This is a genomic window from Leminorella richardii (assembly GCF_900478135.1).
In the GTDB taxonomy this organism is placed as follows: Bacteria; Pseudomonadota; Gammaproteobacteria; order Enterobacterales; family Enterobacteriaceae; genus Leminorella; species Leminorella richardii.
The window spans coordinates 993,254-1,018,275 of the sequence record NZ_LS483470.1; the positions used below are offsets into that span (position 1 = coordinate 993,254).

Consider the following 25,022-nt stretch of genomic DNA (forward strand, 5'->3'; position numbering starts at 1 on the left):
CTTGAGCTGACCGCTTCCGCAGTGGATGTGTGGCCTAGCGAGTAGATACCCAAGGGGATAACGGGAAGGACAGACTTGCAACAGCAAATCACTTCCCCTAACCTTGTAAAAAGTAAATTGTAAAAAGTAAAAAAACTCAATCAACATGACTCGGGGTGCCCCGCTAACGCGCGGGCTGAGATATTACCCGTATTACCTGATCTGGATTATGCCAGCGTAGGGAAGTCGCCGCGTTCCAACGGGCAGCCTTCTTCACGCCGGTTGGGAGCTTTATGACACAGACTCATCCCATACCGCTTTCCGGCGCGATTGCCGCCGATGCGCTTGCGCGCCTTCGAGAACGTACACCGCTTATACACTGTCTGACCAACCAAGTGGTTCAAAGCTTCACGGCTAACGTGCTGCTGGCGCTGGGCGGCTCTCCTGCGATGGTGGTTGCCAGGCAGGAAGTCGCTGAATTTAGCGCGATAGCCGATGCCCTGTTGGTGAACGTCGGTACTTTGCATGACGAGCAGCGTAAGGCAATATCGCTGGCCGTGGTGGCCGCCAATCAGGCTGGCGTTCCCTGGGTGCTTGACCCCGTTGCCGTTGGCGGGTTGAGCTATCGCACTGAATTTTGTCGCACCCTGCTGGAACAGGGGCCTGCGGCAATTCGCGGTAACGCGTCGGAAATTATTGCGCTGGCGGGAAAGACGACTAGCGGACGGGGTGTAGACAGTGCTGATGTGTCTTTGGACGCTCTGTCTTCAGCGCTGTCTCTGGCGCAGCAAACCGGTGCGGTTGTGGCCGTCACCGGCGATGTTGACTATGTCACCGACGGCCGTCTCACTTATGCGCTTCCCTACGGTTCCCCTTTGATGACGAAAGTGGTCGGCACCGGCTGTGCGCTGTCGGCTGCGGTGGCGGCATTTATTGCCCAAAAAGACGGCGAGCGCCTTGAACAGGTAGCCTCCGCATGCATGGTGATGGCCGCGTGTGGCGGCATGGCGGCGGCTGAAGTTGGTGGCCCGGGCAGCTTTGTGCCGCGATTTTTGGATTTACTTTATCAGTTAGAACCGAAGCGTCTACAGGAGATGACGGTATGAGAATTAATGCACTGACGATTGCTGGTACTGACCCTAGCGGCGGCGCGGGGATACAGGCCGACCTTAAAACCTTTTCTGCGCTGGGCGCCTATGGCACGAGCGTGATGACCGCTCTGGTGGCGCAGAATACGATGGGGGTGCAGTCGGTCTATCGCATTGAACCGTCGTTTGTTTCCGCTCAGCTGGATTCAGTATTGAGTGACGTGAGAATCGACTCCGCCAAGATTGGCATGCTGGCAGAGTCTGACATCGTGCATACCGTTGCTGATGCTCTAGAGCGCTACACTATTCCCCACGTAGTGCTGGATACAGTTATGGTGGCCAAGAGCGGCGATCCGCTGCTGGCGCCCGAAGCCGTGGAGGCGATTCGCCAGCGGCTGTTGCCGATTGTCTCTCTGATCACGCCAAACCTGCCCGAGGCTGCGGCGCTGCTGGAATGTAAGGTAGCGACAAGCGAACAGGAGATGCTGACTCAGGGGGAAGCGCTGCTGGCAATGGGATGCCGCGCCGTTTTGATGAAGGGCGGGCATTTAAGCGAGTCGGAAAGCCCTGACTGGCTGATAACGGCAGAAGGCAGCACGCGGTTTACTGCGCAGCGTATAGTGACTAAGAATACCCACGGTACCGGCTGTACTCTGTCGGCAGCGCTGGCGGCGCTGCGTCCGCGTCACGAAAGCTGGTCTCAGACGGTTGAAGCGGCAAAAGCCTATTTGCAGGCTGCCCTTAAAGCTGCAGATACGCTGGAAGTTGGCCACGGGATTGGCCCAGTGCACCACTTTCACCGCTGGTGGTAAAGATCATAAGCAGTCAGGGGCGCATAAGGCGCCCCTTCTTTTTTTATCGGTATTTTATTATCGGTATTTGTATCGTCAGTACGCTCTTTAGGCCTGAGAGACGTTTTCTTCCACCTGAGCGCGCTGAGAAGTCGCCAGATCGCTGTTGTGCATGGCCCAGGTCGTGTCCAACATGCGATTGGCAAAGCCCCATTCGTTATCGCACCAGACCAGCATCTTAACCAGGTGCTGACCGCTGACGCGGGTCTGGGTTCCGTCGACAATGGCGCTGTGGGGATCGTGATTAAAGTCCGTGGACACCAGCGGCAGCTCGGTGTAGTCAACGATGCCGCTTAGCGCGCTGTTGGCGGCGTGCTCCAGCAGGTTGTTGACGTCGCTGACGTTAACCGGCACTTCCAGCGTAACGCTGAGGTCTATGGCGGTGACGTTGACGGTCGGCACCCGTACTGAAATGGCTTCAAAGCGATCGCAGAACTTGGGAAAAATGCGGGTAATACCTGCCGCCAGCTTGGTATCTACTGGGATAATTGACTGCCCGGCGGCGCGAGTGCGGCGCAGGTCTTTGTGATAGGCGTCAATCACCGGCTGGTCGTTCATGGCAGCGTGAATAGTGGTAACCGTCCCCGACCGAATTTCAAAAGCGTCGTCCAACAGCTTGATGACCGGAATAATACAGTTAGTGGTGCAGGACGCATTAGAAACGATGCGGTGCTCTGATCGCAGGGTAGTGTGGTTTACACCGTAGACGATAGTGGCATCGAGGTCGTTTCCTCCCGGATGAGAGAACAGCACTTTTTTAGCGCCAGCGGCGATGTGGGCTTCGCCGTCAGCCCGACTACCGAACACGCCGCTGCAGTCTAACACGATGTCAACGTTGAGGGATTTCCACGGCAGGTTAGCGATCTCCTGCTGGTGAAACAGCTGAATGGCGTCATCGTCAACCCACAGCATTTTTCCTTCCTGTCTGACGCGGCGAGCAAAGCGACCGTGGGTCGAGTCGTACTGCAACAGGTGCGCCATTCCTTTTGGATCGGCCAGTTCGTTGATGGCTACGACGCTAATATCTCTGTTTCGACCGGATTCATAAAGCGCCCGTAAGACGCTGCGGCCGATGCGGCCAAAGCCGTTGATGGCGATTCGAAGGGTCATTGTTGTTCCTTACCAGTGCCAGGGCCGCTTGGCGTCATTAGAAAGGCAGCCCGAATGATCGTGTCGGAAGGGCAGAATAACACAATGGAGGGAGGGAAAAAGCCTTCCGAAAGGCGTTTAATAGCAAAACGTGATAGTGAAAGATGACGGAAATATTGACGGAGGCGTAGCGCTAAATGAACAGAACGTGCGTTTTCCAAAGCGTTTTGGGTGCTTTACCTAATCATCGCTGATGGCGTTGGCGCTATAATCCGCGCGCGCTGACCGATTCCCGCGATTTTTTCTTTTTACACGCAGTAGACGCCATGAATACAAACCCCTTTATCGCCCGATGGAGCCGTTCCGGCAATCTGTTGTGCCACGGAGAGTGGCAAATTACCTATAGTGGAACACCGTTAACGCTGCCCGAACCCCTGAGAGACAAGGATATGGGTACTTACGGCATTTACGACATTATGGATCCCGACAACGAGCTGTTTGCCGACGGTCTGAAGGAAGATGACTGGATTTTGGCCAATCTGGAATGGCTAGCGGACGTTTTTGTTGACCACGAGATCCCTATTGAGGAGTCGCTAGTCCGAGATTTCTACCAGGCGGTTAACCGCACGGACTGGCGCTGCACCAGCTGTGCCGGATGCATGTAGTTTATCAGTCATATGTAATAATAATGGTTGAATTGAAATATAAGGATTATATAGTTGCCTTTGTAAATTAATTTCAAAGGAAATGCTGTATGAAGCCGATTTTATACGCTGCCGCGCTGCTGCTGGCAGGGTGCGGTACCTATCAGGGCGGATGTGATATCAGCGAACCTTCCCCCATTTATAAATACGATCCCGAGTCGGGAGAGTATCGTCGAGATCGGCGAATGGAGCGGGTGAGGGAGCAGGGCGCTCGCGACGGTTCGGCGGACAGCGGTCCAACTGTCTGTCAGTAGCTCACTGGCTATCCTTCGAGAAGAGTGGGCGAAAGTTCAGTGACATAGACACTTCCCTCCGTATAGGCGGCGACGAGATGACCACGCATGCAGTAGAACGCATCAGTCAGACGTTTACCGTCTGCGGTTGTAAAAACCAGATCGTCCAGCTTCTTCATGCGCTGGCCGCTGGTGCGCAGCAGAGAAAATTTACCGTGTTTGGAATAGCCGTTGTCCATCACCAGATAGGGATGGCATACCGCAAAGCAGCTTGCGCCTTCAATAGGAACGCGATAGCGGGTCGTAGCTTCTCCTGCCAGGTGAATAAGATCGAAGTCGGTGTAGTAGTAAAACCAGACTGAGCGGTCGTTTTCTACATTCAGTGCGTAGCAGTCACAGATATCAAACTCTTCTGCCTGCCAGAGCGGGGTGCCGTTGGCGTCATAGTTTACCAGCCCGTTTTGACCCATCGGCTGCGCCCAGCCGTAGTTGCCGAAAACGCCTTCATCAAAGTAGCTGACCCACAGAGTGTCGCGCTTTGTTGCGATAACGTCCTGAATGCCATCACCGAGGGTAAAGCGACGCAGCAGCCTGCCGTTGAGGTCATAAATTGCAGCGTTCTTTTCTCCTTCACCATTACGATAGTGGCAGCGGGCGCAGACGAGCAAAATCTGCCCATCGTTCAGCGTCTGTACATAGTGAAAGTTGATTTTTGACTCAATGGGAGGCAAAACCTGAGGCGGCAAGCCCGGTGCGTAAAGCGTGACGTACCAGCTTCGCTTATCGACTTCCGTTGGTGTAAACATACCGTTGATTCGCTCGGGCGGCGTTTCAACTTCCAGAACGGCGAGACGACCGTCAGCGCACCAAGAACAGCCGACCAACTTTCCTCGAGCGTGATGGGATATCGGCGTAAGGGGAATGCGGATCACGCCTCGGCCTCCGCTGTTCTGGGCTGATATCCATAAAGAAAGCAGCGAACTGCCTGACGCACGTGCTCGTCAATGGCCTGTTTGGAAGGAGGAGGAAGGCCGAACTGGGCGTCCTGTAAAAGGTTACCTTTGAGAAGGACTATCAGGTGATCGCAGACTATCCGGGGATCGGCATGAACAAGCTTGCCTTTGTTCATGTAGCTTTCCAGAAAGTCTTCCAGATAGCGGGAAACGCGCCCCGGTCCCTCTTTCATAAAGAACTCGGCCAGCTCTTTGTCATGGAAGGATTCGGTAACCAGTAGGCGGAACGTCTGCACCATGCAGGGTTGCAGAACAGTATGCAAAAAATTGTTGCCGAGCTGCACCAGCTGCTGCTCCAGCGGTGAGTCGTCGTCGTGGCGAAAGTTGAAAATTGCCGCCACGCGCTCAATGCTTAATCCGATAACGGCGGTGAGCAGACCCCGCTTGTCGCCAAAATAGCTGTAAATGGTCTGCTTGGATCCGCCGCAGCGTTCAATGATCTGATCCAGATTGGTTTGGGTATATCCTTGCTCAAGAAAAAGATCGCTTGCGGCCTCAATAATTTTTTTCTGTTTTAGCTTTGTCGATGGGCGCATGTAAATACCTCGCAAATTCTATGCCATTAGAACAGCTATCCCTTTTCTATGCAATTCCTCTTAATCCATTGATTGATAAAAACTAAATGAAAAAATCAGAGAGGCTTTGGCTGTTTTATGTACTCTCTAGTACATATTTTGCTCTTAGTGCCCCTTAAATTTCGCTAGGTACTGATGTTGGAAAATGCACATACGGATGGCATCACGATACTCTCCGTTGATAAAGAACTCGTGCTTTAACGTGCCTTCAATGTCGAATCCCAGCTTGGCATAGATATGAATGGCTTTTTCATTTTCCCGATCGACGATCAGGTAGAGCTTGTACAGGTTAAGCACGGAGAAGGCGTAATCCATTGCGGAGTGGGCGGCAGCGCCTGCGTACCCCTGCCCTTGAAACTCTGGGTCGATAATAATCTGAAACTCTGCGCGGCGATGAACGTGGGTAATTTCTACCAGCTCAACCAGCCCAACGCGCTGCTCTGCCGCTTCAATAATAAAGCGACGCTCGCTCTGGTCGTGAATGTGTTTATCGTACAGGTCTGATAGCTCGACGAAGGCTTCGTACGGCTCTTCGAACCAGTAGCGCATAATGCTGGCGTTATTGTCTAGCTGGTGAACGAACCTGAGGTCTTCGCGCTCAAGAGGGCGAAGTTTAACGGTGGGGCGGCGGGTTGACATGAAAACACTCCATCAGTGTAGTTTTTAAATAAAAAATAACAGGGCGTGATGAAAACGCCTGATGAATCTAGCTTAGTAGGGTTTTTATGACGGGAAAAGCGTTGCGGATAAGAAAACGGCCGGGGAAACCGGCCGCAGGGTAAATCGCAGTGAGATGTTTTAGCTTTGGAAGCCTTGTGCCGACAACGGCTTTCCGTCCATCCAGGCGCTGCCGTCGCGCATGGTGAGCCGCCCGTCGACAAACCAGCTGACCACCAGTGGATAGATGCGGTGTTCCTCTACCTGCACGCGCTTAGCGAGGGTATCTTCCGTATCGTTCTCAATAATCGGTACCACGGCCTGAAGAACGACAGGGCCGCCGTCCAGCTCTTCGGTGACGAAGTGAACGGTCACGCCGTGCTCGCGGTCGCCGTTTTCCAGAGCCCTTTGGTGCGTGTGCAGACCGGGGTACTTCGGCAGTAGGGAAGGGTGGATGTTCAGCATGATACCCGCGTAGCGGTTAACAAACTCTGGGGTCAGAATGCGCATATAGCCTGCCAGAACAACGAGGTCTGGGCGATAAGCGTCAACGGCGTCTGCCAGCGCGGCGTCGTAGGCCGCGCGATCGGCAAACGCACGGGGTTCAACCACCTGAGTGGCGATCCCAGCTTGCTGGGCGCGAGTCAGGCCGTAGGCGTCAGCAACGTTGCTAAATACTGCACAGATGTTCCCGCTAATCTCTTTGCGCGCGCAGGCGTCAATCAGCGCCTGAAGGTTAGAACCGCTGCCGGAAATGAGAACGACGATCCGTTTCATCAGCGGATCACCACGCGCTCGTCGCTGTTGGAGGCCTGAATGTGGCCAATTTTCCAAGCGACTTCGCCGGAGGCCGCTAGGGCTGCGATGGCATCGTCAGCCAGCTCTGGCGACAGTGCGATAATCATGCCGACGCCGCAGTTAAAGGTGCGGTACATTTCACGCCGCTCAACGTTGCCCGCCTGTGCCAGCCAGTCAAAAACCGCAGGCCAGCGCCAGCTGTTTTCATCAATCACTGCCTGTGTTCCAGCAGGCAGAACGCGAGGAATGTTCTCCCAGAAGCCGCCGCCGGTTAGGTGGGCGATGGCTTTCACGTCAATGCGTTCAATTAGTGACAAAATGGACTTCACATAGATACGGGTTGGCGCCAGCAGGTGGTCAGCCAGCGGCTTTCCTTCCAGCGTTTCGGCTTGAACGTCGGTTCCACTGACGTCAATAATTTTACGAACCAGAGAATAGCCGTTGGAGTGCGGCCCGCTAGAGGCCAGAGCGATCAGCGTATCGCCGTCGCCGACACGGCTACCGTCGATAATTTCAGACTTTTCAACTACGCCGACGCAAAAACCGGCAACGTCATAATCTTCCCCGTGGTACATGCCTGGCATTTCAGCCGTTTCACCGCCGACCAGCGCACAGCCGGACTGCTTACAGCCTTCGGCAATGCCGGTAATCACTCGGGCTGCGGTATCCACATCCAGTTTGCCCGTAGCGAAGTAGTCGAGGAAAAACAGCGGCTCAGCGCCTTGGACAATCAGGTCGTTAACACACATTGCCACCAGATCGATGCCAATAGTATCGTGGCGCTTGAGATCCATCGCCAGACGGAGCTTGGTGCCCACGCCGTCAGTGCCGGAAACCAGCACCGGTTCGCGGTACTTTTGCGGCAGCGCGCACAGCGCGCCGAATCCGCCAAGGCCGCCCATCACTTCGGGGCGGCGGGTTTCTTTTACGGCGCCTTTAATGCGATCGACCAGTGCGTTACCGGCATCAATGTCTACACCGGCGTCTTTGTAACTTAAGGACGTTTTCTCAGTCACTTTGGGATCCCCTGGAAGGTATCGAAAGGTAAAATTCGCAAACCGCCGCTATTCTATCAGGGGAAGCAATCGTTTGCTCATCTATTTTGACCTGAGAAACCCTCACCGAGCGGAGTGCGTTTTAGCGCGCAAACACCGGATCCGTCTCTCACTATTCGAACAAGGCGTAGCCGTTTATGATCTTAATCATGCATTTGTCGATCTTTTAGCAACCGTTATAGGGTATAATTTGCCGATTTTTTTGAGAACGACGAGTGCCATTTGCAGCAGGGGAGAATATAAGAATGAAGATCGTAGTAGTTAGCCATCCGTTAGTTAAGCACAAGCTGGGCCTGATGCGCGAAGAAGACATCAGCACCAAGCGTTTTCGTGAACTGGCGTCAGAAGTTGGCAGCCTGCTGACCTATGAAGCGACTGCAGATTTAGAAACTGAGAAAGTGACCATTAGCGGCTGGAACGGCCCGGTTGAAGTCGAGCAGATCAAAGGCAAGAAGATTACAGTAGTTCCTATCCTGCGGGCAGGCCTGGGCATGATGGAAGGCGTGCTGGAGCACGTACCGAGCGCGCGCATCAGCGTGGTCGGCGTCTATCGTGACGAAGAAACCCTTAAGCCAGTACCCTATTTCCAAAAGCTGGTTTCCAATATTGAAGAGCGCATGGCACTGGTGGTTGACCCTATGCTGGCGACCGGCGGCTCTATGATTGCCACTATCGACCTGCTGAAAAAAGCCGGATGCCACACGATTAAAGTGCTGGTACTGGTTGCCGCGCCGGAAGGCGTTGCCGCACTGGAAGCGGCGCATCCTGACGTTGAGCTGTATACCGCGTCTATCGATCAGGGGCTGAATGATAAAGGCTACATCATTCCTGGCCTCGGCGATGCGGGCGACAAGATTTTCGGTACAAAATAATTTGTCGGCGATGGCTTATTCCGGCATCGCCTTCGTTTTATAGCGGCGCGTTAGCTGTGCCTGTTGCACTAAAGCGCCTCTTTTGACCAAATGGATAAGGAGTTTCGCATGTCTCGATATCACAGCCTGTTGGCTGCCGCGCTGACACTCACGCTTACCGCTCCGGTATGGAGTAAGGAAGCGCCGGTTAGCAACGCTAACAGCAACGTCAATAGCCGCGAAGTGGCAAGTGCGCTGGGCGGCATCACTAACAAGACGTTCTCGCAAAAAGAAGCGCCGGTTCTGAAAGTGGCTTCGTTTAATATCGCCGCAGGCAAGGTCAGTAAAATGACTGATATCGCCGTTGCAATCAGGGCGATGGATGTTGATATCGTGGCGCTTCAGGAAGTGGACAAGCTAACCGGTCGCAGCGGTAAGATCGATCAGCTGGCTGAGCTGATGAAGCTGACGGGAATGTACGGCGTGTTTGGTCGGGCGATTGACTTTGACGGCGGCGAGTACGGGCTAGCCTATCTGTCGAAATATCCGATTAAAGATACTGAGATCTATCCACTGCCTTCCGGCCAGCGCGAACAGCGCATCGCCTTCGTTGCCAAGGTTGACGTACCGCACTTTGCTGCGCCGATTACCGTGGTGAACGCGCATTTGGACACCAAAGAAGATCCGGCTATGCGTCTGGATCAGGTGCGTGAGCTTAACGATCGCACGATCGAGATCCGCGGCATCAAACTGCTGTTTGGCGACATGAACGACGTTCCTAACAGCGTGACTTGGCAAGAGCTTAACCGCTACTGGAACGACACTCAGCCAGCGGATAAAGACGGCCGCAGCTGGCCTGCGGAAAACGCCGAAATAAAAGTCGACTATATTTTTACCGGCAACGCTCAGCGCTGGCATCTGGATAACATCACCATTCCGAACACAAGCGGTGAATGGGCGGGTGTTAACTGGCCTTCCGTCAGCGACCATCTGCCGATTGTGGCAGAGCTCAGGATGATTGAGCAATAGTCAATGGAGACACGGAATATGGGCGATATAATCGCCCATATTTATGTCTGTAGTTTTTGTAGCTTCTGTAGTTCGGCTGACGCACGAGATGCGGGCAAACCGCCGATTGGCCATCGGCAATAGGGAAATAATAATAACGAATAACGGGCAAGGGTTGCCCGCGGCAGGTCGCGGGCGCAAATATCACCATTTAGATTAGAGGTCTACGCTATGCAACAGCCGTCTACAGTCGGCACTCACCCCCCAACCTGGCAAAACGTTCTGGTTGGCGCACAGATGCTGTTCGTTGCCTTTGGCGCGCTGGTTCTGGTTCCGCTGATTACCGGGCTAGACACTAACGTGGCGCTGTTTACCGCCGGTGTGGGGACACTTCTGTTTCAACTTTGCACAAAGGGAAAGGTGCCGGTCTTTCTGGCGTCGTCTTTCGCCTTCATTGTGCCTATCAGCTACGGTGTGCAAACCTGGGGTATTCCCGCCACCATGGGTGGTTTGTTTGCCGCGGGCGTGGTGTACATGATCTTCGGCGGCTTGATTAAGCTGCGCGGCTCTAAAGTCATTGAGACGCTGCTGCCGCCGGTCGTTACCGGGCCGATGATTGCCATTATCGGCCTGACGCTGGCTCCTGCGGCCGTTAATATGGCGCTGGGGAAAAGCGGTGACGGCGGCTCGGTGATTTTAGCTGACTACCGCGCAGCGCTGATTATCTCAATGCTGTCACTGCTGACCACGCTGCTGGTGGCGGTGTGGGCCAAGGGGATTTTCCGCCTGATCCCTATTCTGTCGGGCATTGTTGTCGGCTATGCCATTGCGCTGGCGATGGGGCTAGTGAACTTCCAGCCGGTGCTAGACGCGCCGTGGTTTGCGCTGCCGAACTTTACCGCCCCTGAATTCCACTGGCAGGCGATTCTGTTTATGCTGCCGGTGGTCATTGCGCCAACCATTGAACACGTCGGCGACATCATGGCGATAAGCTCTGTCACCGGTAAAGACTATGCCAAAGACCCAGGCCTGCACCGCACGCTGGGCGGTGACGGTATTGCAACGTCAGTCGCAGCCTGCTTTGGCGGCCCGCCCTGTATTACCTATGCAGAAGTTATTGGTGCCGTTACTCTGACGCGCAACTTTAACCCGATGGTCATGACTTTTGCGGCCTGCTGGGCGGTATTCATGTCCTTTATCGGTAAAATTGGCGCGTTCCTCAACACCATTCCTACGGTGGTAATGGGAGGCATTATGGTGCTGCTGTTCGGCTCTATCGCGGCAGTTGGGATCAATATCCTGATTAAAAACCGCGTTGACCTGTCCGTTGCGCGCAACCTGTGCATTGTGTCTATCGTGCTGGTGTTCGGCATCGGCGGCATGGTGTTCAACTTTGGTCAGTATTCTCTACAGGGGATCAGCCTGTGTGGTGTCATCGCCATCCTGCTAAACCTGATCCTGCCGAAGGCGCCTGCTTCTTCTAAGACGGACAGCGCAGCCCACTAAGCAGAATGACCGGCGGCTGTCTATTTGCCGCCGGTTTTCTGTCAGCTCTATGTCAGTTCTATGTCAGTTCTATGTAGTATCTCGCTGTGATAAACTAAACGCATCGCTAATTCGCTTTTACCGGGGCTTCTCTGAACTCGTCCATGCAGCTTTCTTTCCCGCTTTACCTCTCTGATGATGAGGTTTTCGCCAGCTTTTACCCTGGGGAAAACGGCGTGCTGCTGTCGGCGATCCACGGCGCTTTAGCGCAGGAACACAGCACCTATATCTACTTTTGGTGCTCAGAGGGGGGAGGGCGAACCCATCTGCTTAACGCCGCCTGTAGCGAGCTTTCTCAGAAAGGGCTGGCCGTTGGCTATGTGCCGTTGGACAAGCGCGCCTACTTCGTGCCGGAAGTGCTGGAGGGAATGGAGCATCTGTCTTTGGTGTGCATTGACAACATTGAGTGCATAGCGGGCGATGAAGCCTGGGAAATGGCGATTTTCAATCTTTATAACCGCATTTTAGAAACCGGCGCTACCCGCCTGCTGGTAAGCGGAGATCGACCACCGCGCCAGCTTAACCTGATGCTGCCGGATCTTGCCTCTCGCCTCGACTGGGGTCAAATTTACCGCCTTCATCCACTGTCGGACGACGACAAGCTTCAGGCGCTGATCCTGCGCGCTAAGCTGCGCGGCTTCGAACTGCCAGAAGACGTCGGCCGCTTCTTGCTCAAGCGTCTGGACAGAGACACCCGCACGCTATTCAACACGCTGGACCGACTGGACAGCGCCTCCATCAGCGCACAGCGCAAACTGACTATCCCGTTCGTTAAAGAGGCGCTGGAGCTGTAGGCCGCGTTTTTCTTGGTTTTATTCTGCTGTTAATCGTGTTTTGTCATTAAACAATGAAAGTATATTGATCATTTCAATTGCTAATATAACTCTGGTTATTATTTTTATTAGCGATAAAATGCCGACGTAAGTCAGTCAATACGCGGCATTATCAAAAATAAGGATATTAAATGCCAATACCCTATAAAGCACTGCTTCTTGCGGCAATGCTGTCGCTGTTTACCGTTCCCTCAATAGCCTGTTCGCTGGGCCCCGATCCCGCTTATCACTATCAAAAGAAGGGTAGCGGGGTGATATACGTTAAAGTCTTTCAAGATAGACAAACGCTACTCTCTCGTCTGCCAGAGGTAAAGTATAAGCGTCTGCGCCGCATTGACGATCTGTCGATACAAAAAGACGAATGGGATACAGAAACTGACTCACTGGCAGACTTAACCACTGACAACGCGATTGGAACCGGGCGCGGTGACGTCGATATCTATTCTTATCACACTGACGGACGCTACGTCGTATGGGCCGGTAAAATAGTGCGTAATCCAAAGGGCAAGCCGAAGGTTGATGCCACAAGCTTTCGTGCCTTTGGTCGCTTTGGTATCGATAAAGACAGCCTCTACTTTGACGGCGTGCGCACTGACGACAATATAGGGGAAAAGCGGGTCGATATCGCCTCTTTGGAAAGAGCCAACGGCAGTGAAAAAGAATATATGCCTTTTGCCGAGTTTAATACCGAATTGCTGAAAGACCGCAATAGCCTGTATCTCAACGGTCGCTGGCTGGGGAGTGCGGCGGGTTTTGCGATTGTGGGAAAGAAAGGATGGAGTCCACGAGGTAAATTTGACCCAGAGCAGCGCAATCACTGTGGCTTTATCGACTCGCGGAGCTTTGATGTCATTGTTCGTACAGACAGGCTGGTTATTGTTAACAGCACGCCGATAGACGCCGATCCCGAAACCTTTCAGATTGTTCGCTGGATCCCTGACTCACTGCTTGTTTACCGCGATAAGAACGGCGTTAAGCGCTATACCTTCGGCTGGCCGGATGAAGGGCCGTTTGCCAAGGAGTACTGCCGCTATACCTTTAACCTGCTGGAAGACCGAGTTACGTGGCGAAGCCGCGGTTCACAGAATGGCTATCCTGTTGTAGAACAAGAACCGTGTCAGACGGAAACGATCCCAGATCTCGATCCTGAGCTGTTTCATCCCATTAGCGACACCGTTGCGCAGTATAAGGATCGTCTATACGTGGTGAATACCACGGAGTTTGGTGAAAGACGGCTCGACGTGATTACGCTGGACGATCCTAACCTGATTGTTGATAAGCGCTTTAACGCAGGAAAAAACCACGGTTATCTATTGACTGAGTGGCGCAGGGGCAGCGCTCAAACGGGATTTGAGATGTTTGAATCATCCGGGCCACTGGTTATGTTAAATGATGGGGGTAACAAACGCCTATTCGAAGGCGGCTGGTATGCCCGTGATGATCGCTACGTTTATATCTTTAACGGCTTTCAGCTTTATCGGTATGAAACTGCCGACCCTGCTGCGGCTCGGGTGTTTGAGGCAGATAGTTACTGCGGTTCAGAAAAGTGCGCCTATCTGGCAACTGTCGAAGGCGTTTATAACAATAGCGGTGTACTCATACCGCTTGGGCAGTAGGGCGAAATATGACCATGGCATTTACTTCGAACCTGCTTCTGGCGAGCGCGCTGCTTCTGTTTGGCTTTCCTGCACAGGCGGAGATTTATTATAAATATTCCCGCCAGGAAGGAGGGAATGCTGCGGTTTACCGAGAAACAACCGACTATATAACTACTGAGGGGCACCACGGAAGAAGAGATAAAGTCATCGCGATACTGCCTGAAATAGACTGGAATAAAGACTTCGATAAGCTAAGAAGCGTTGACCTTTCTATGCTTCAAGAAAAATGGCTTAGGCAAGATCGGGACGACTTCTCCAATGAAGATGACGAATGCTATGGCTACATTACCAACGGCAGTCACATTATTCGCGCGGGAAAGATCGTCAGAAACTCTTTTGATGCACCCATTGTTGACGTCGCCAGCTTTCGAGCCTTCGGGCGCTTTGCCGCCGATAAAGACAGCCTCTACTTTGACGGCGTGCGCACGGACGACAACACTGGTGAAAAGCGCGTCAATATGGCAGCGCTAAAGGCTGTGGCAAATAATACAACCATGCTGACTGACGGTCACAGCCTCTATGTGAAGGGGCGCTGGCAGGGCAGTGCGAGTCGTTTTACTGCGTTGGCACAAAAGCCGTGGCGTAAGAGCGGGTCTCTCGACGATAGTGTCTGGAAGTGGAAAAGCAAGTGCCCTCAGTCTCCGCAGGGGGCTTTTGACGTGATTGCCCGCACCGATTCGGGGCTACTGATTAACGGTGAGCCGATTGATGCCGATCCGGACTCTTTCAAGATCGTCCGCTGGATGCCCAATGCGCTTTTAGTCTACCGCGACAAAAATGGCATCAGGCGCTATGTGTTCGGCAAAGGTAAAATGAACGAGACTCTCGTTGAGCAACAGCCCATTGACTGCAGCAGAGCGTTTGAGCTGCGGGCTGATAAAGTGACTTGGCAGAAGCAGCGGGCGACCAAAAGGGGAGGCGACTGCGTTGTTGAAACACTGTCAGGCGTCGACCCTGAACTGTTTCGCCTAGTGACCGAGCGGGTTGCGCAATATCAGGATCGACTGTACGTGGCTACGGAGACAAAATTTGGTGAAAAACAGCTGGAGGTGATTACGCTGGATAAGCCCGATTTGGTTATCAATAAGCACCTTAATGCGGGAAATCGCTATGGCTATCTTGTTCGAGACTTCTACGGTTTAGATAAGAGGAAGATGGTTTTTGTCTTCGCCACGTCAGGACCTATGGTGGTATTGACGAACAACTCATACCCTAACGGCGTTTTTGCCCATGACGAGCGCTACGTTTATATTTTCGACGACTACGGTCAACTGCATCGCCATGAAACTGCTAACCCGGAAAGTGTATGGATCCGTGGGGGAAGACTAGCCACTGCCGAGGGATTCTATAGCTCTAGCAATGGGGCGTTTTCCCCTCATGCAAAGAACGCTGACGATGTACCTTAAACGCGTAGAAGAGGAAGAAGATGAGGTTATTCATCATCGCCGCGGTATTCTAGTGGCTGCGTTAACAGCGGCAAAATAGAACAGCAAAGGATGGATGTGAAGATAAGTCACCAGCAACAGGGCATTGAGGTACTGCGTCAGGAAATTAGAGCGGCAAAAGATGAATCCGAGCGTGTGAACTATAGATTAGATACAGATTGGAGTCTTAAGAATAAGAACATATGCCTTTGATTGGGCACTTTCTGACAGTATTCTCTGCACTTTGGGAATAGTATTTTCACCCCAAAGTGCAGCACTATCGCCTCTACTGAGCCTGATACCTTTCAAACTCCGTTTTTACGCTTCCTTCCGCGCTATAGGATACGCCGATGGTCATTTCATCCAGATCGGAGACCATTGAATAGGGCTTGCCGTTTAGCGCTTCTTTCATCGCCTGGTAAAACGGCTGATAGAAGTCCTGCGTTTGACCCTGTGGGTCGTACTTCAGGCTGACGTAAAAGACGGGATACTCGTCGGCATTGCACAGCTGTGCTGATGTAACGGTAATCGCGAACCGATCAAAGACCGCCAGAGCGGGGTTTTGCCAGCCGGGTATTTGAACGCTGTGGCAGCCGCTGGTGAGTTCGGTAAACAGGCGGGTTTTGTCCAGCGTCGGCGCAGCCTGTGTGCTAGCCGAGGCGATAAACAGCAGGGCGGCCAGGGGTAATTTCTTCATAAGGTTCATCCTTGATGCTTTAAAGAGAGACTAAAGAATGTCCAAGACGTTCTCAGGCGGGCGGCCTAAACGAGCCTTATTGCCGACAATAACGATCGGGCGCTCAATCAGTTTAGGGTGCTGAATCATGGCATCAATCAGCGCCTGCTCGGATGCGTCGGCCAGCTTCATCTCCTTATACAAATCCTCTTTGGTCCGGATTAGCTGCTGGGCGGAGCTAAAGCCCAGCTTGACCAGAAGATCCTGTAGCGTTGCGGCGTCCGGCGGTGTGTCCATATACAGATTCACGTCGGGAGTGATGCCTCGTTCTTCCAGCAGCGCCAGCGTGGTTCGGCTGGTGCCACAGCGCGGGTTATGATAAATCGTCACGTTTTTAGCGTTTGAGCTATTAGACATTGAGTTTTCCTTTCTTGTTCTTACTGCCTTGAATACTGTTTAAAGCGCTGCTGCATCTGGCGAAGCTGATCGATACGGGCGTCATAGCGAGCCTGTTTCAGGCTGCCGGTTGAGACGCTGGCGCTGGCCGTGCTGAGCATTTCAATTGCCTGATCCAGACGGCCGATCAGCGCCATACTTTCGGCTCGGGCTGCCAGTTCTTCATCGCGCAGCCCTTGCCCGGCACAGGCCTTAGCCAGAAGCTCCCAGCCGTTAGGGTCATCAGAGTGAGAATAGGTGTAGCGATAAAGCAGGGTAGCGGCCTTAGCCGGTTGCCCGGAAGCTATGTAGGCATTGCCCAGATTCACCTGCAGCACTGAGTTATTGGGCTGGCTTTTTATCGCCTGTTCAAGGCGGCTTACCGCAGCCGGAGCTCGGTTTTGCTCCAGATCGATATCCGTTGCCAGATCGAGGAACCAAGGGTTGTTGGGCTGTGCGCTCAGCAGGGATTGAATCGTTGTGCGCGCTGCGTCGTAACGCTGGGACTTGTAGTCCATTACGGCCTGACCGTAACGCCCGGCCAGCTGTTCGCGGGCGTTGCCTTTTTTGTAGTCGTCTAGCAAGTACTGATTCAGGCCGTCCGCGCCGCCGTACATCCCCATAACGCGCATTTTGGCAAATAGATAGTCCTGAGAGGATGGAACGCTTTTTTGACCCATTTGAGACGCGCGGCTACGGGTATCGGACATTCGACTATCGGGCATGGGGTGGGTCAGCAGCATTTCCGGCGGCCTGCTGGCGTAGCGATATTTGTCTGCCAGTTTCTGCATAAAGTCCGGCATGCCCATTGGGTCGAACCCCGCGCGCTGCAGCACGCGAATGCCGATGCGGTCAGCTTCCTGCTCGTTGGACTGGGTAAAGCTGATCATGCCCTGCTGTGTTCCGGCAATGGTGGTGCTCAACGCCGCCATACCCGCCTGCGGATTAGCCATTGTCAGCAGAATCGAGCCCAGTGCGCCGACCCAGGTTAGCGGGGCGTTACGCTGCTGCTCTTCCATTGCTCTGGCCAAATGGCGCTGAGTGACGTGAGAGATTTCGTGCGCCATAACCGAGGCCAGCTGGCTCTCATTGTCGGTTTCTTTAAACAGCGATGAGTGCAGCACGACGTTACCGCCAAAGAAGGCGAATGCGTTGATTTCGTTATTTTGAATCAGGTAGAAGTGAAAAGGCGTGCGTACTGAATCGGCTTTAGACACCAGCTTCATGCCCAGACCGTTGACGTAGTTTGTCAGCAGCGGATCGTAAATCAGCGGCGCTCCGGCTCTTAGCTGACGAAGATAAAAGTCACCCATTTGCAGCTCTTGGTTGATGCTGAGGGTGCCTCCCGCTGTGGTGCCGATATCGGGAAGATCGGTAGGCGCGTTCGCCGCGCTGGCCGCCATTGAGCCGCACAGGAGGGCGCTGCCTAACAGCGTCGCGAAGAGGGACTTACGAAAGCTCGTGGACATAGCGCTATTCATTCCTGAAATTGTTCATATCATTCACGTTGTGCGGCGTGGCCTGACGGCGTTCTGCCATTCGATATCACACCATGATGCCGTTGAAAGCCTAAACCGACAAGGTTTTAAATATTGTCGGTGTGGTCAAAATTTATTGCTATTATAGCTTACTGTTTTATAAAACGGCCGCTTGTATTGGATAGACAACAAGAGCGGTGCTTTGTCCCATAAATTTTGCTTTTTCACTGCCCAAATAGAGCGGTCGGGAAAGCATTTGTTTTTCCAGGCCGGCGGTGAATGCGTTGCTGACGGGCTTAACCGGAGGTTGTCTATGTTGGATATGCTGTTGCGCTGGTATCGTCGGCGCTTCTCCGATCCTCAGGCCGTTGCGCTGTTAATTATACTGGTGGTCGGGTTTGGCATTATCTATTTTTTCAGTGACATTCTGGCGCCGCTGCTGATTGCGATTGTGCTGGCCTACCTGCTTGAGTGGCCCACCACTAAGCTGCAAAAGATGGGTGTCTCCCGGGGGCTGGCGGCAGGAGGGGTGATCGTAATGTTTGGCAGCATTATGTTTGCCACCATCATGTTCGTGGTGCCCACCGCCTGGCAGCAGGGGGTGAACCTGCTGACGGATTTGCCCAATATGCTTAACCGCCTCCATGACTTTGCTGCCACGCTGCCTGCGCGCTATCCCGCTTTGGTTGATGCGGGCATTATCGATTTGGTTGCAGAGAACCTGCGCTCAAAGCTGAGCGGCGTAGCAGACTCGGTTGTTAAGTACTCGATGGCGTCCCTGATGGGGGTGCTAACTCTGGCTATTTATCTGATTCTGGTTCCCCTGATGGTGTTTTTCCTGATTAAGGACAAGAAGCAGATGATTTACGCCGTTCGCCGCATTCTGCCAAGAAACCGCGGGCTGGCCGGCAAGGTCTGGCTGGAGATGAACCAGCAGATCACTAACTACATTCGCGGCAAAGTGGTGGAAATCGTTATCGTAACGGTGGCGACTTACCTCGTCTTCTGGGTGATGGGGATGCGCTATTCCCTTCTGTTGGCTGTGCTGGTTGGCGTTGCGGTACTGGTGCCCTATATCGGCGCGGTGCTGGCGACGGTGCCTGTCCTGTTTGTTGCGCTGTTTCAGTGGGGGATTGGCCCGATTTCTGGACCATGTTTATTGCCTATCTGGTGGTGCAGGGGCTAGACAGTAACCTGCTGGTGCCGCTGCTGTTTTCTGAAGCGGTAAACCTACACCCTTTGGTGATTATACTGTCGGTGATTATCTTCGGCGGCCTGTGGGGCTTCTGGGGCGTTTTCTTCGCCATTCCGCTGGCGACGCTGGTGAAAGCGGTGATCCACGTCTGGCCGGATGATTTGATTGCGGAAAATCTGGAGTAGGTCAGTCGGCGAAAGAGAAAAAAGAAGCGAACAAAAAGAAGAGCAAAGAGAAGAGAGCTAGGCACCTACAGTGCGGCGCAAAGAAAAAGGCGGTCGCTTCCCCTGACGGAGCGGCCGCCCTGTGTTTAGCCAGATTAACCTTTGCCGTTCAGATAGTTCAGAACAACATCCTGATGGTTGCTGGTTTTAAAGTCGTCAAACACTTTTTCGATTTTGCCGTCGGTGCCGACCAAAAAGCTGATGCGGTGAATACCGTCATAGGTCTTACCCATGAAGCTTTTTTCACCCCAAACGCCGAACAGTTCGCACACTTTATGCTCCTCGTCCGACAGCAGGGTAAAGTTCAGCAGGTCGCGCTCAACAAAGCGTGACAGCTTCTCGGGCTTATCGGTACTGATGCCCAGCACGTCAACGCCCAGTTTTTTAAACTCATCCATATTGTCCCTCAGCCCGCACGCCTGTACGGTACAGCCGGGCGTCATGGCCTTAGGATAAAAGTAGATAAGCACTCTTTGCCCTTGAAAATCGCTAAGACTGATATCTTCACCATCTTGATCCGGGAGTGTAAATTCAGGGGCGATATCACCGGCTTTTAATGGATTTATCACGAGTTTCCATCCTTTTGTTCATGCTGTGGGTTGATGACGATATTAATACTGCCCTGCGCGTTAAGCTCTGCGCAGAGACGGTTAAAGTTCTGTTCAAGGACGTCGTGGTGGCCGGTTAAGGCGCTGTGCAACGTCATTTCAATGCCCAGCATGGGGGTATTGGTTTCCTCACTCATGCTGGTGCGGGATATCAGTTCCGCAATATTGGTCTGCGCCGAATCGAACAGGTTCGTGAATCGCTCGATAATATGGGGCGAATCCTTGACCTCTACTTTTACCCACATTGTGACCGGCATGGGAGGGCGAAGATGCTGGGTTGTGCGTTTCATCACAATCAACAGATCCAGCTCGACGCCTTTTTGTACAAGCGTCGATTCCAACAGGCTCATCGCGTTCCAACTGCCTGACAGCAGCATGATAAAAGTAAACTCTTCCCCTAGCAGAGCCAGGCGACTGTCTTCAATATTGCATCCACAGCTGCTGACGTGCCGTGTAATGGTATTCACAATACCCGGTCGATCGGTACCTAGTGCGGTAATGACAAGGTAGTGTTCAGATTGCTGTGGCACGTTAAATTTCCAGCTCAAAATAGAGAGTACTATATGGTAAACATAAAAAAATCACCCAGACAAGCCGTTAGAGTGATGTTGTTACTTGCTTTTCGCTATGAGTCAAAAGTACCATGCTTACTATGTTCATAAAGGGGAATCGCTTATGTTTACGGGAGTATGGTTGCGCTGGTAACACCGATGGATTCAACGGGATCTGTTGACCGTGCCAGTTTGAAAAGTTGGTTGATTATCATGTGGCTAGCGGCACTGCCGCCATCGTCTCCGTAGGTACCACTGGGGAGTCCGCCACGCTGAACCACGGTGAGCACGTAGACGTTGTTAAAATGACGCTGGATCTGGCGGATGGCCGTATTCCCGTTATCGCAGGCACGGGTGCTAATGCGACGGCTGAGGCTATTCTGCTGACAGAGCATTTCAACAATACCGGCGTTGTCGGCTGCCTGTCTGTTACCCCTTACTACAACAAGCCGACGCAGGAAGGCCTGTTCCAACACTTTAAAGCCATTGCTGAACATACCGATTTGCCACAAATCCTCTATAATGTGCCGGGGCGTACGGGCTGCGATATGCTGCCTGAAACCGTTGCCCGCCTAGCGGAAGTCCCCAATATCGTGGCGCTGAAGGATGCAACCGGTAACTTAAGCCGCGTGTCTCAAACGCAGGCGCTGGTCGGCAATGAGTTCAAGCTTCTCAGCGGCGATGACGCGACCTCTTTGGACTTCATGCATTTGGGCGGCCACGGTGTGATTTCAGTGACTGCCAACGTGGCAGCGCGCGAAATGGCGCAGCTGTGTAAATTGGCAGCAGAAGGGAACTTTACTGAGGCGCGCGGTCTTAATCAGCGACTAATGCCTTTACACGTGAAGCTGTTTGTTGAAGCTAACCGATCCCGGTCAAGTGGGCCTGCTACCGTCTGGGCCTGATTGCTGAAAATACGCTGCGCCTTCCGATGACGCCGCTGACTCAGCAGGCGCATCCGGTTGTCGAGCAGGCTTTGACGTCTGCAGGTTTGCTCTAAACTTTAGGAAGATTTGATGGTTCATTCATTACAGAAAGCTGCTGGTGTTTCTCTCGTTATGCTACTGGCTGCGTGCTCTAACGATCAGTCGTACAAGCATCAGATTAACGGCAACGAAGACTACTTGAAGGCACCTGAGCTGCGGGAGCTGCGAGCACCGGCAGGCATGGTTCTGCCGATGTCAAACGGGCAGTATGCGGTTAACAATCGCGTTTCCGATGTGGGTAACGTGGGCTATGCCCTTGATATTCGTCCGCCGTCTCAGCCGCTGGCGCTGGTGTCAGGGTCTCGCGTTCAGTTTAGCGGTAACACCGCGACGCTGCTGCTGGAAGACAGCGCGAAGAATCAGGGGCTGTGGAATCAGGTGATTTCCGTGATTGAGAGCAAAGGCTACCGCATCACTGGTCATCAGGAAGCCAATCAGACGCTGACCACTGACTGGATTGAATGGCCTCGTGGCGATGAAAGCGTGGTGTATCAGGCGCGCTATCAGGTTAACGTTCAGCAGCAGGCCTATCAAAACCAGCTCTCTGTCAGAGTGCTGGAGCTGAAGGCTGATGGCAAATCCGTTTCCGACTCGGCAAATATGCAGCGCTACAGCATCAGTATGCTGAACGCGATTACCGAAGGGTTGGAAAGCCGCCGTAGCGCCAGCAGTACGCAAGGTGCAGTAGCGGGATCCATGGTTGTTCAGGCCGCTACTGATGATACTGGGCTTCCGGTTGCCATTGTCCGCGCGCCTTATTCCACCGTTTGGGAACGCCTGCCTGCGGCACTGGACAAAATGGGCATGAAGGTGAATGACAGCAACCGTCCTCAAGGCACGATTGCGGTAACCTTTAAGTCTTCCAATAGCAACTGGTCTGCATTGAGCGTTCCAAACCCTGACCTGAGTAACGGCGATTACAAGATTCAGGTAGGAGATTTGGATAACCGCAGCAGCCTTCAGTTCAGCACCGATAAAGGTCGCGTGCTGAAAGAGGCGGACAATGCGGCACTCGTGACAATATTGCAGGCAGCGCTCAACCAGAGCGCAGCAGCCGCAAAATAACGAAAAAGGGGCTCACGCCCCTTTTTTATTCCATTCATATGAAATAAAACGGAGAACACTGAAGATGCAAAAGGTCGCCGAGCTTTATCGCGGTAAGGCAAAAACCGTTTATACCACTGAGGATCCCGATTTATTGGTGCTCGAGTTTCGCAACGACACCTCAGCGATGGACGGCGAACGTATTGAACAGTTCGATCGCAAAGGCATGATCAACAACAAGTTCAACTTTTTTATCATGAGCAAGCTGGCAGAAGCCGGTATTCCTACCCAGATGGTAAGCATGCTGTCGGATACGGAAGTGCTGGTGAAGAAGCTTTCCATGGTGCCGGTTGAGTGCGTGATCCGTAACCGCGCAGCGGGCTCACTGGTGCGTCGCCTGGGCGTTGAAGAAGGTCTGGAACTGAATCCTCCCGTATTTGACCTGTTTTTAAAGAATGACGCCATGCACGACCCGATGATTAATGAGTCCTATTGCGCAACGTTTGGCTGGGTGAATGAAACCAATCTGGCGCGGATGAAAGAGCTGACCTATAAGGCGAATCAGGTGCTGAGCAAGCTGTTTGATGACGCAGGTCTGATTCTGGTGGACTTCAAGCTTGAGTTTGGCCTGTTTAAAGGCGAAGTCGTCTTGGGTGACGAATTCTCTCCAGACGGCAGTCGGCTGTGGGACAAAGAGACGCTGAACAAGATGGATAAAGATCGCTTTCGCCAACGCATGGGCGGCCTGATCGAAGCCTATGAAGAGGTAGCACACCGTCTGGGTATTTCTTTGGACTAAATACGCAAACGATTACGTCTTTCTACACCTTTCCAGAGCCGGCGTCAGCCGGCTTTTTTATCGTCCGCGCTTGAGCATTTATCCCAGAGCCATTTTTGACTTTGTCACACACGTTTTTCCTCACGTCGTTTATACTATTGGCAGTTTTGCCAGAAACAGATGGCGATAATTTTAGGCTTGTTAAATTGAGCCAGTGTGAACGAGAGATAACATTATGCGGTGGCAAGGTCGTAGAGAAAGTCAGAACGTAGAGGATCGTCGGCAGCAGTCTGGAGGATTTCCTTCGGGGATGGGCGGCGGCGGTTTTCGACTGCCGAGCGGTAAGGGTGGTCTGGTCTTGCTGGTTGTCGTGCTGGTGGCGGGCTACTACGGTGTCGATCTTACTCCATTGTTGACCGGTGACGGCGCGGCGACCTCCCAGCAGGCTCAGCCAGTGTCAGAAAAAGACAACGAGCTGGCCAAGTTTACGTCAACGGTGCTGGCCTCAACGGAAGACTCCTGGAGCGCTATTTTTAAACAGCAGGGAGCGCAGTATCAAGATCCCAAGCTGGTGCTGTACCGGGGCGCTACCCGCACCGCCTGTGGAACCGGTCAGTCCGTTATGGGGCCGTTCTACTGCCCGGCGGATAAAACGGTCTATATTGACCTCTCTTTCTATCAAGACATGGAGAAAAAGATGCGCGCAGGCGGTGACTTCGCGCAGGCCTACGTTGTGGCTCACGAAGTGGGACACCACGTGCAAAACCTGATGGGTACAGCAGATAAAGTGCGTGCTCTTCAGCAGCAGGCAAAAAGCCAGACTGAAGTTAATCAGCTGTCCGTCCGCCTTGAGCTTCAGGCCGACTGTTACGCTGGCGTTTGGGGACATAGCCTGAAAAATCAGCAGATCCTTGACGTTGGCGATCTGGAAGAGGCGCTCAACGCTGCTCAGGCTATCGGTGACGATCGGTTGCAAAAACAGAGTTCTGGGCAGGTTATTCCCGATAGCTTCACTCACGGCACTTCTCAGCAGCGCTACACGTGGTTTAAGCGTGGTTTTGATACCGGAGACTATCGCCAGTGTGATACTTTTAGCGCAGCTAAACTGTAAGCGAGCTGCATTAGGTGGGCGTGAAGCCTATTTCACGCCCGCTGTCGTTTATATTTGTTACCATAATCATCACAACTTTTATCACAATAAGCAGAGCGTAAATGCCCCATATCGATCCCACGCTGATAGTCCTGCTGGTACTGGCAGGGCTGGGAATCTTAAGCCACAACAATACCGTTACTATCGCCATTTTGACACTGCTGATATTGCGCCTGACGCCGCTGGAAGCCGCCTTTCCTTGGGTGCAGAAGTACGGTTTGACCATTGGTATCACCATTTTGACCATTGCGGTGATGACGCCGCTTGCAAACGGCAAGATGACGCCCGCTATGCTGGCGCAGGTTTTTATTAACTGGAAGTCGCTGGTCGCTATCCTAATAGGTATTCTTGTCGCCTGGCTGGGCGGGCGAGGCGTAACGCTGATGACAAACCAGCCGAGCATTGTCGCAGGGCTTCTGGTGGGGACGATTATCGGTGTAGCGTTCTTCCGGGGTATTCCCGTTGGGCCTTTGATTGCTGCCGGCGTTGTGTCGCTGATAGTGGGTAAAGGCTGACTGAGGATTCTCTAAACACCG

Annotated in this window: 25 protein-coding genes, 2 pseudogenes and 1 riboswitch; of the genes and pseudogenes, 16 read left to right on the forward strand and 11 right to left on the reverse strand. The window is 53.1% G+C overall.

All coding sequences use genetic code 11. The annotated features are described in order from the left end of the window. Positions 1-141: 141 nt before the first annotated feature. Positions 142-240: riboswitch (TPP riboswitch) on the forward strand. 32 nt (positions 241-272) lie between these two features. Both thiM and thiD read left to right on the forward strand, forming a co-directional pair. Then, complete coding sequence (thiM, locus tag DQM29_RS04650; protein ID WP_111739534.1) at positions 273-1,085, forward strand: hydroxyethylthiazole kinase; 813 nt, start codon at positions 273-275, stop codon at positions 1,083-1,085. Beyond that, a complete protein-coding gene (gene thiD, locus DQM29_RS04655) occupies positions 1,082-1,879 on the forward strand; it encodes a bifunctional hydroxymethylpyrimidine kinase/phosphomethylpyrimidine kinase (protein WP_111739535.1) in 798 nt (265 codons plus the stop codon). The genes thiM and thiD overlap by 4 nt, the downstream gene beginning before the upstream one ends. Before the next feature lie 87 nt (positions 1,880-1,966). Here thiD and epd read toward each other — a convergent pair whose 3' ends face one another. Then, entirely contained in the window at positions 1,967-3,028 is a 1,062-nt protein-coding gene (gene epd, locus DQM29_RS04660) for an erythrose-4-phosphate dehydrogenase (RefSeq protein WP_111739536.1), read from the reverse strand. A 305-nt stretch (positions 3,029-3,333) separates the two neighbouring features. Here epd and DQM29_RS04665 point away from each other — a divergent pair, with 305 nt between their 5' ends. Beyond that, positions 3,334-3,672, forward strand: a complete 339-nt coding sequence (locus tag DQM29_RS04665) for a hypothetical protein (RefSeq protein WP_111739537.1) — start codon at positions 3,334-3,336, stop codon at positions 3,670-3,672. 89 nt (positions 3,673-3,761) lie between these two features. Then, entirely contained in the window at positions 3,762-3,965 is a 204-nt protein-coding gene (locus tag DQM29_RS04670; RefSeq protein ID WP_111739538.1) for a hypothetical protein, read from the forward strand. An 8-nt stretch (positions 3,966-3,973) separates the two neighbouring features. Here DQM29_RS04670 and DQM29_RS04675 read toward each other — a convergent pair whose 3' ends face one another. The 5 genes from DQM29_RS04675 to purM all read right to left on the reverse strand — a co-directional run bounded on the left by DQM29_RS04675 (position 3,974) and on the right by purM (position 8,003). Continuing rightward, positions 3,974-4,876 (reverse strand): hypothetical protein, encoded by a 903-nt coding sequence (locus tag DQM29_RS04675; protein ID WP_111739539.1) that lies wholly within the window; start codon positions 4,874-4,876, stop codon positions 3,974-3,976. Continuing rightward, the gene (locus DQM29_RS04680; protein WP_111739540.1) at positions 4,873-5,493 is read right to left on the reverse strand and encodes a TetR/AcrR family transcriptional regulator; all 621 of its coding nucleotides are present in this window, start codon (positions 5,491-5,493) and stop codon (positions 4,873-4,875) included. Before DQM29_RS04680 ends, DQM29_RS04675 begins: the two co-directional genes overlap by 4 nt. 144 nt (positions 5,494-5,637) lie before the next feature. After that, positions 5,638-6,171: a spermidine N1-acetyltransferase gene (speG, locus tag DQM29_RS04685; protein ID WP_111739541.1), complete on the reverse strand. Its 534-nt coding sequence runs from the start codon at positions 6,169-6,171 to the stop codon at positions 5,638-5,640. A 159-nt stretch (positions 6,172-6,330) separates the two neighbouring features. Beyond that, the gene (gene purN / locus DQM29_RS04690) at positions 6,331-6,966 is read right to left on the reverse strand and encodes a phosphoribosylglycinamide formyltransferase (RefSeq protein ID WP_111739542.1); all 636 of its coding nucleotides are present in this window, start codon (positions 6,964-6,966) and stop codon (positions 6,331-6,333) included. Next, entirely contained in the window at positions 6,966-8,003 is a 1,038-nt protein-coding gene (purM, locus tag DQM29_RS04695) for a phosphoribosylformylglycinamidine cyclo-ligase (protein ID WP_111739543.1), read from the reverse strand. The genes purN and purM overlap by 1 nt, the downstream gene beginning before the upstream one ends. Positions 8,004-8,287: 284 nt before the next feature. Here purM and upp point away from each other — a divergent pair, with 284 nt between their 5' ends. The 6 genes from upp to DQM29_RS04725 all read left to right on the forward strand — a co-directional run bounded on the left by upp (position 8,288) and on the right by DQM29_RS04725 (position 15,343). Then, the gene (gene upp, locus DQM29_RS04700) at positions 8,288-8,914 is read left to right on the forward strand and encodes a uracil phosphoribosyltransferase (RefSeq protein WP_111739544.1); all 627 of its coding nucleotides are present in this window, start codon (positions 8,288-8,290) and stop codon (positions 8,912-8,914) included. Positions 8,915-9,022: 108 nt separating this feature from the next. Further along, positions 9,023-9,922, forward strand: coding sequence for an endonuclease/exonuclease/phosphatase family protein (locus tag DQM29_RS04705; protein WP_111739545.1), 900 nt, complete (start codon positions 9,023-9,025; stop codon positions 9,920-9,922). Positions 9,923-10,132: 210 nt separating this feature from the next. Continuing rightward, positions 10,133-11,407, forward strand: coding sequence for a uracil-xanthine permease family protein (locus DQM29_RS04710; RefSeq protein WP_111739546.1), 1,275 nt, complete (start codon positions 10,133-10,135; stop codon positions 11,405-11,407). Positions 11,408-11,538: 131 nt separating this feature from the next. Continuing rightward, positions 11,539-12,240 (forward strand): DnaA inactivator Hda, encoded by a 702-nt coding sequence (hda, locus tag DQM29_RS04715; RefSeq protein ID WP_232054947.1) that lies wholly within the window; start codon positions 11,539-11,541, stop codon positions 12,238-12,240. 170 nt (positions 12,241-12,410) lie between these two features. Beyond that, positions 12,411-13,895, forward strand: coding sequence for a DKNYY family protein (locus DQM29_RS04720; RefSeq protein WP_111739548.1), 1,485 nt, complete (start codon positions 12,411-12,413; stop codon positions 13,893-13,895). Between the two features lie 14 nt (positions 13,896-13,909). Then, complete coding sequence (locus tag DQM29_RS04725; protein ID WP_145960334.1) at positions 13,910-15,343, forward strand: hypothetical protein; 1,434 nt, start codon at positions 13,910-13,912, stop codon at positions 15,341-15,343. A gap of 304 nt (positions 15,344-15,647) precedes the next feature. On the opposite strand, the gene DQM29_RS04735 is transcribed toward DQM29_RS04725, so the two are convergent. The 3 genes from DQM29_RS04735 to bepA are packed head-to-tail and all read right to left on the reverse strand — an operon-like array spanning position 15,648 to position 17,941. After that, positions 15,648-16,058 carry a hypothetical protein gene (locus DQM29_RS04735; protein WP_111739550.1) on the reverse strand — a complete coding sequence of 137 codons (411 nt, stop codon included), beginning with the start codon at positions 16,056-16,058 and terminating at the stop codon, positions 15,648-15,650. Between the two features lie 30 nt (positions 16,059-16,088). Beyond that, positions 16,089-16,454 (reverse strand): arsenate reductase (glutaredoxin), encoded by a 366-nt coding sequence (arsC, locus tag DQM29_RS04740; protein ID WP_111739551.1) that lies wholly within the window; start codon positions 16,452-16,454, stop codon positions 16,089-16,091. A 20-nt stretch (positions 16,455-16,474) separates the two neighbouring features. Next, entirely contained in the window at positions 16,475-17,941 is a 1,467-nt protein-coding gene (gene bepA, locus DQM29_RS04745; protein WP_111739552.1) for a beta-barrel assembly-enhancing protease, read from the reverse strand. A gap of 322 nt (positions 17,942-18,263) precedes the next feature. Here bepA and DQM29_RS04750 point away from each other — a divergent pair. After that, positions 18,264-19,330: pseudogene (locus DQM29_RS04750) on the forward strand (AI-2E family transporter). A gap of 134 nt (positions 19,331-19,464) precedes the next feature. Here DQM29_RS04750 and bcp read toward each other — a convergent pair. Together bcp and DQM29_RS04760 are read right to left on the reverse strand one after the other, a co-directional pair. Then, entirely contained in the window at positions 19,465-19,935 is a 471-nt protein-coding gene (gene bcp, locus DQM29_RS04755; RefSeq protein WP_111741993.1) for a thioredoxin-dependent thiol peroxidase, read from the reverse strand. Beyond that, a complete protein-coding gene (locus tag DQM29_RS04760; protein WP_111739553.1) occupies positions 19,935-20,507 on the reverse strand; it encodes a glycine cleavage system transcriptional repressor in 573 nt (190 codons plus the stop codon). The genes bcp and DQM29_RS04760 overlap by 1 nt, the downstream gene beginning before the upstream one ends. Before the next feature lie 159 nt (positions 20,508-20,666). Here DQM29_RS04760 and dapA point away from each other — a divergent pair. The 5 genes and pseudogenes from dapA (at position 20,667) to DQM29_RS04785 (ending at position 25,001) form a co-directional block, all read left to right on the forward strand. After that, positions 20,667-21,528, forward strand: a pseudogene (gene dapA, locus DQM29_RS04765) (4-hydroxy-tetrahydrodipicolinate synthase). A gap of 16 nt (positions 21,529-21,544) precedes the next feature. Beyond that, complete coding sequence (gene bamC / locus DQM29_RS04770) at positions 21,545-22,579, forward strand: outer membrane protein assembly factor BamC (protein ID WP_111739554.1); 1,035 nt, start codon at positions 21,545-21,547, stop codon at positions 22,577-22,579. A gap of 64 nt (positions 22,580-22,643) precedes the next feature. After that, entirely contained in the window at positions 22,644-23,357 is a 714-nt protein-coding gene (gene purC, locus DQM29_RS04775) for a phosphoribosylaminoimidazolesuccinocarboxamide synthase (RefSeq protein ID WP_111739555.1), read from the forward strand. A gap of 214 nt (positions 23,358-23,571) precedes the next feature. After that, positions 23,572-24,447 (forward strand): KPN_02809 family neutral zinc metallopeptidase, encoded by an 876-nt coding sequence (gene ypfJ / locus DQM29_RS04780; protein WP_111739556.1) that lies wholly within the window; start codon positions 23,572-23,574, stop codon positions 24,445-24,447. Between the two features lie 101 nt (positions 24,448-24,548). Beyond that, positions 24,549-25,001, forward strand: coding sequence for a DUF441 domain-containing protein (locus DQM29_RS04785; protein ID WP_111739557.1), 453 nt, complete (start codon positions 24,549-24,551; stop codon positions 24,999-25,001). Positions 25,002-25,022 lie beyond the last annotated feature (21 nt).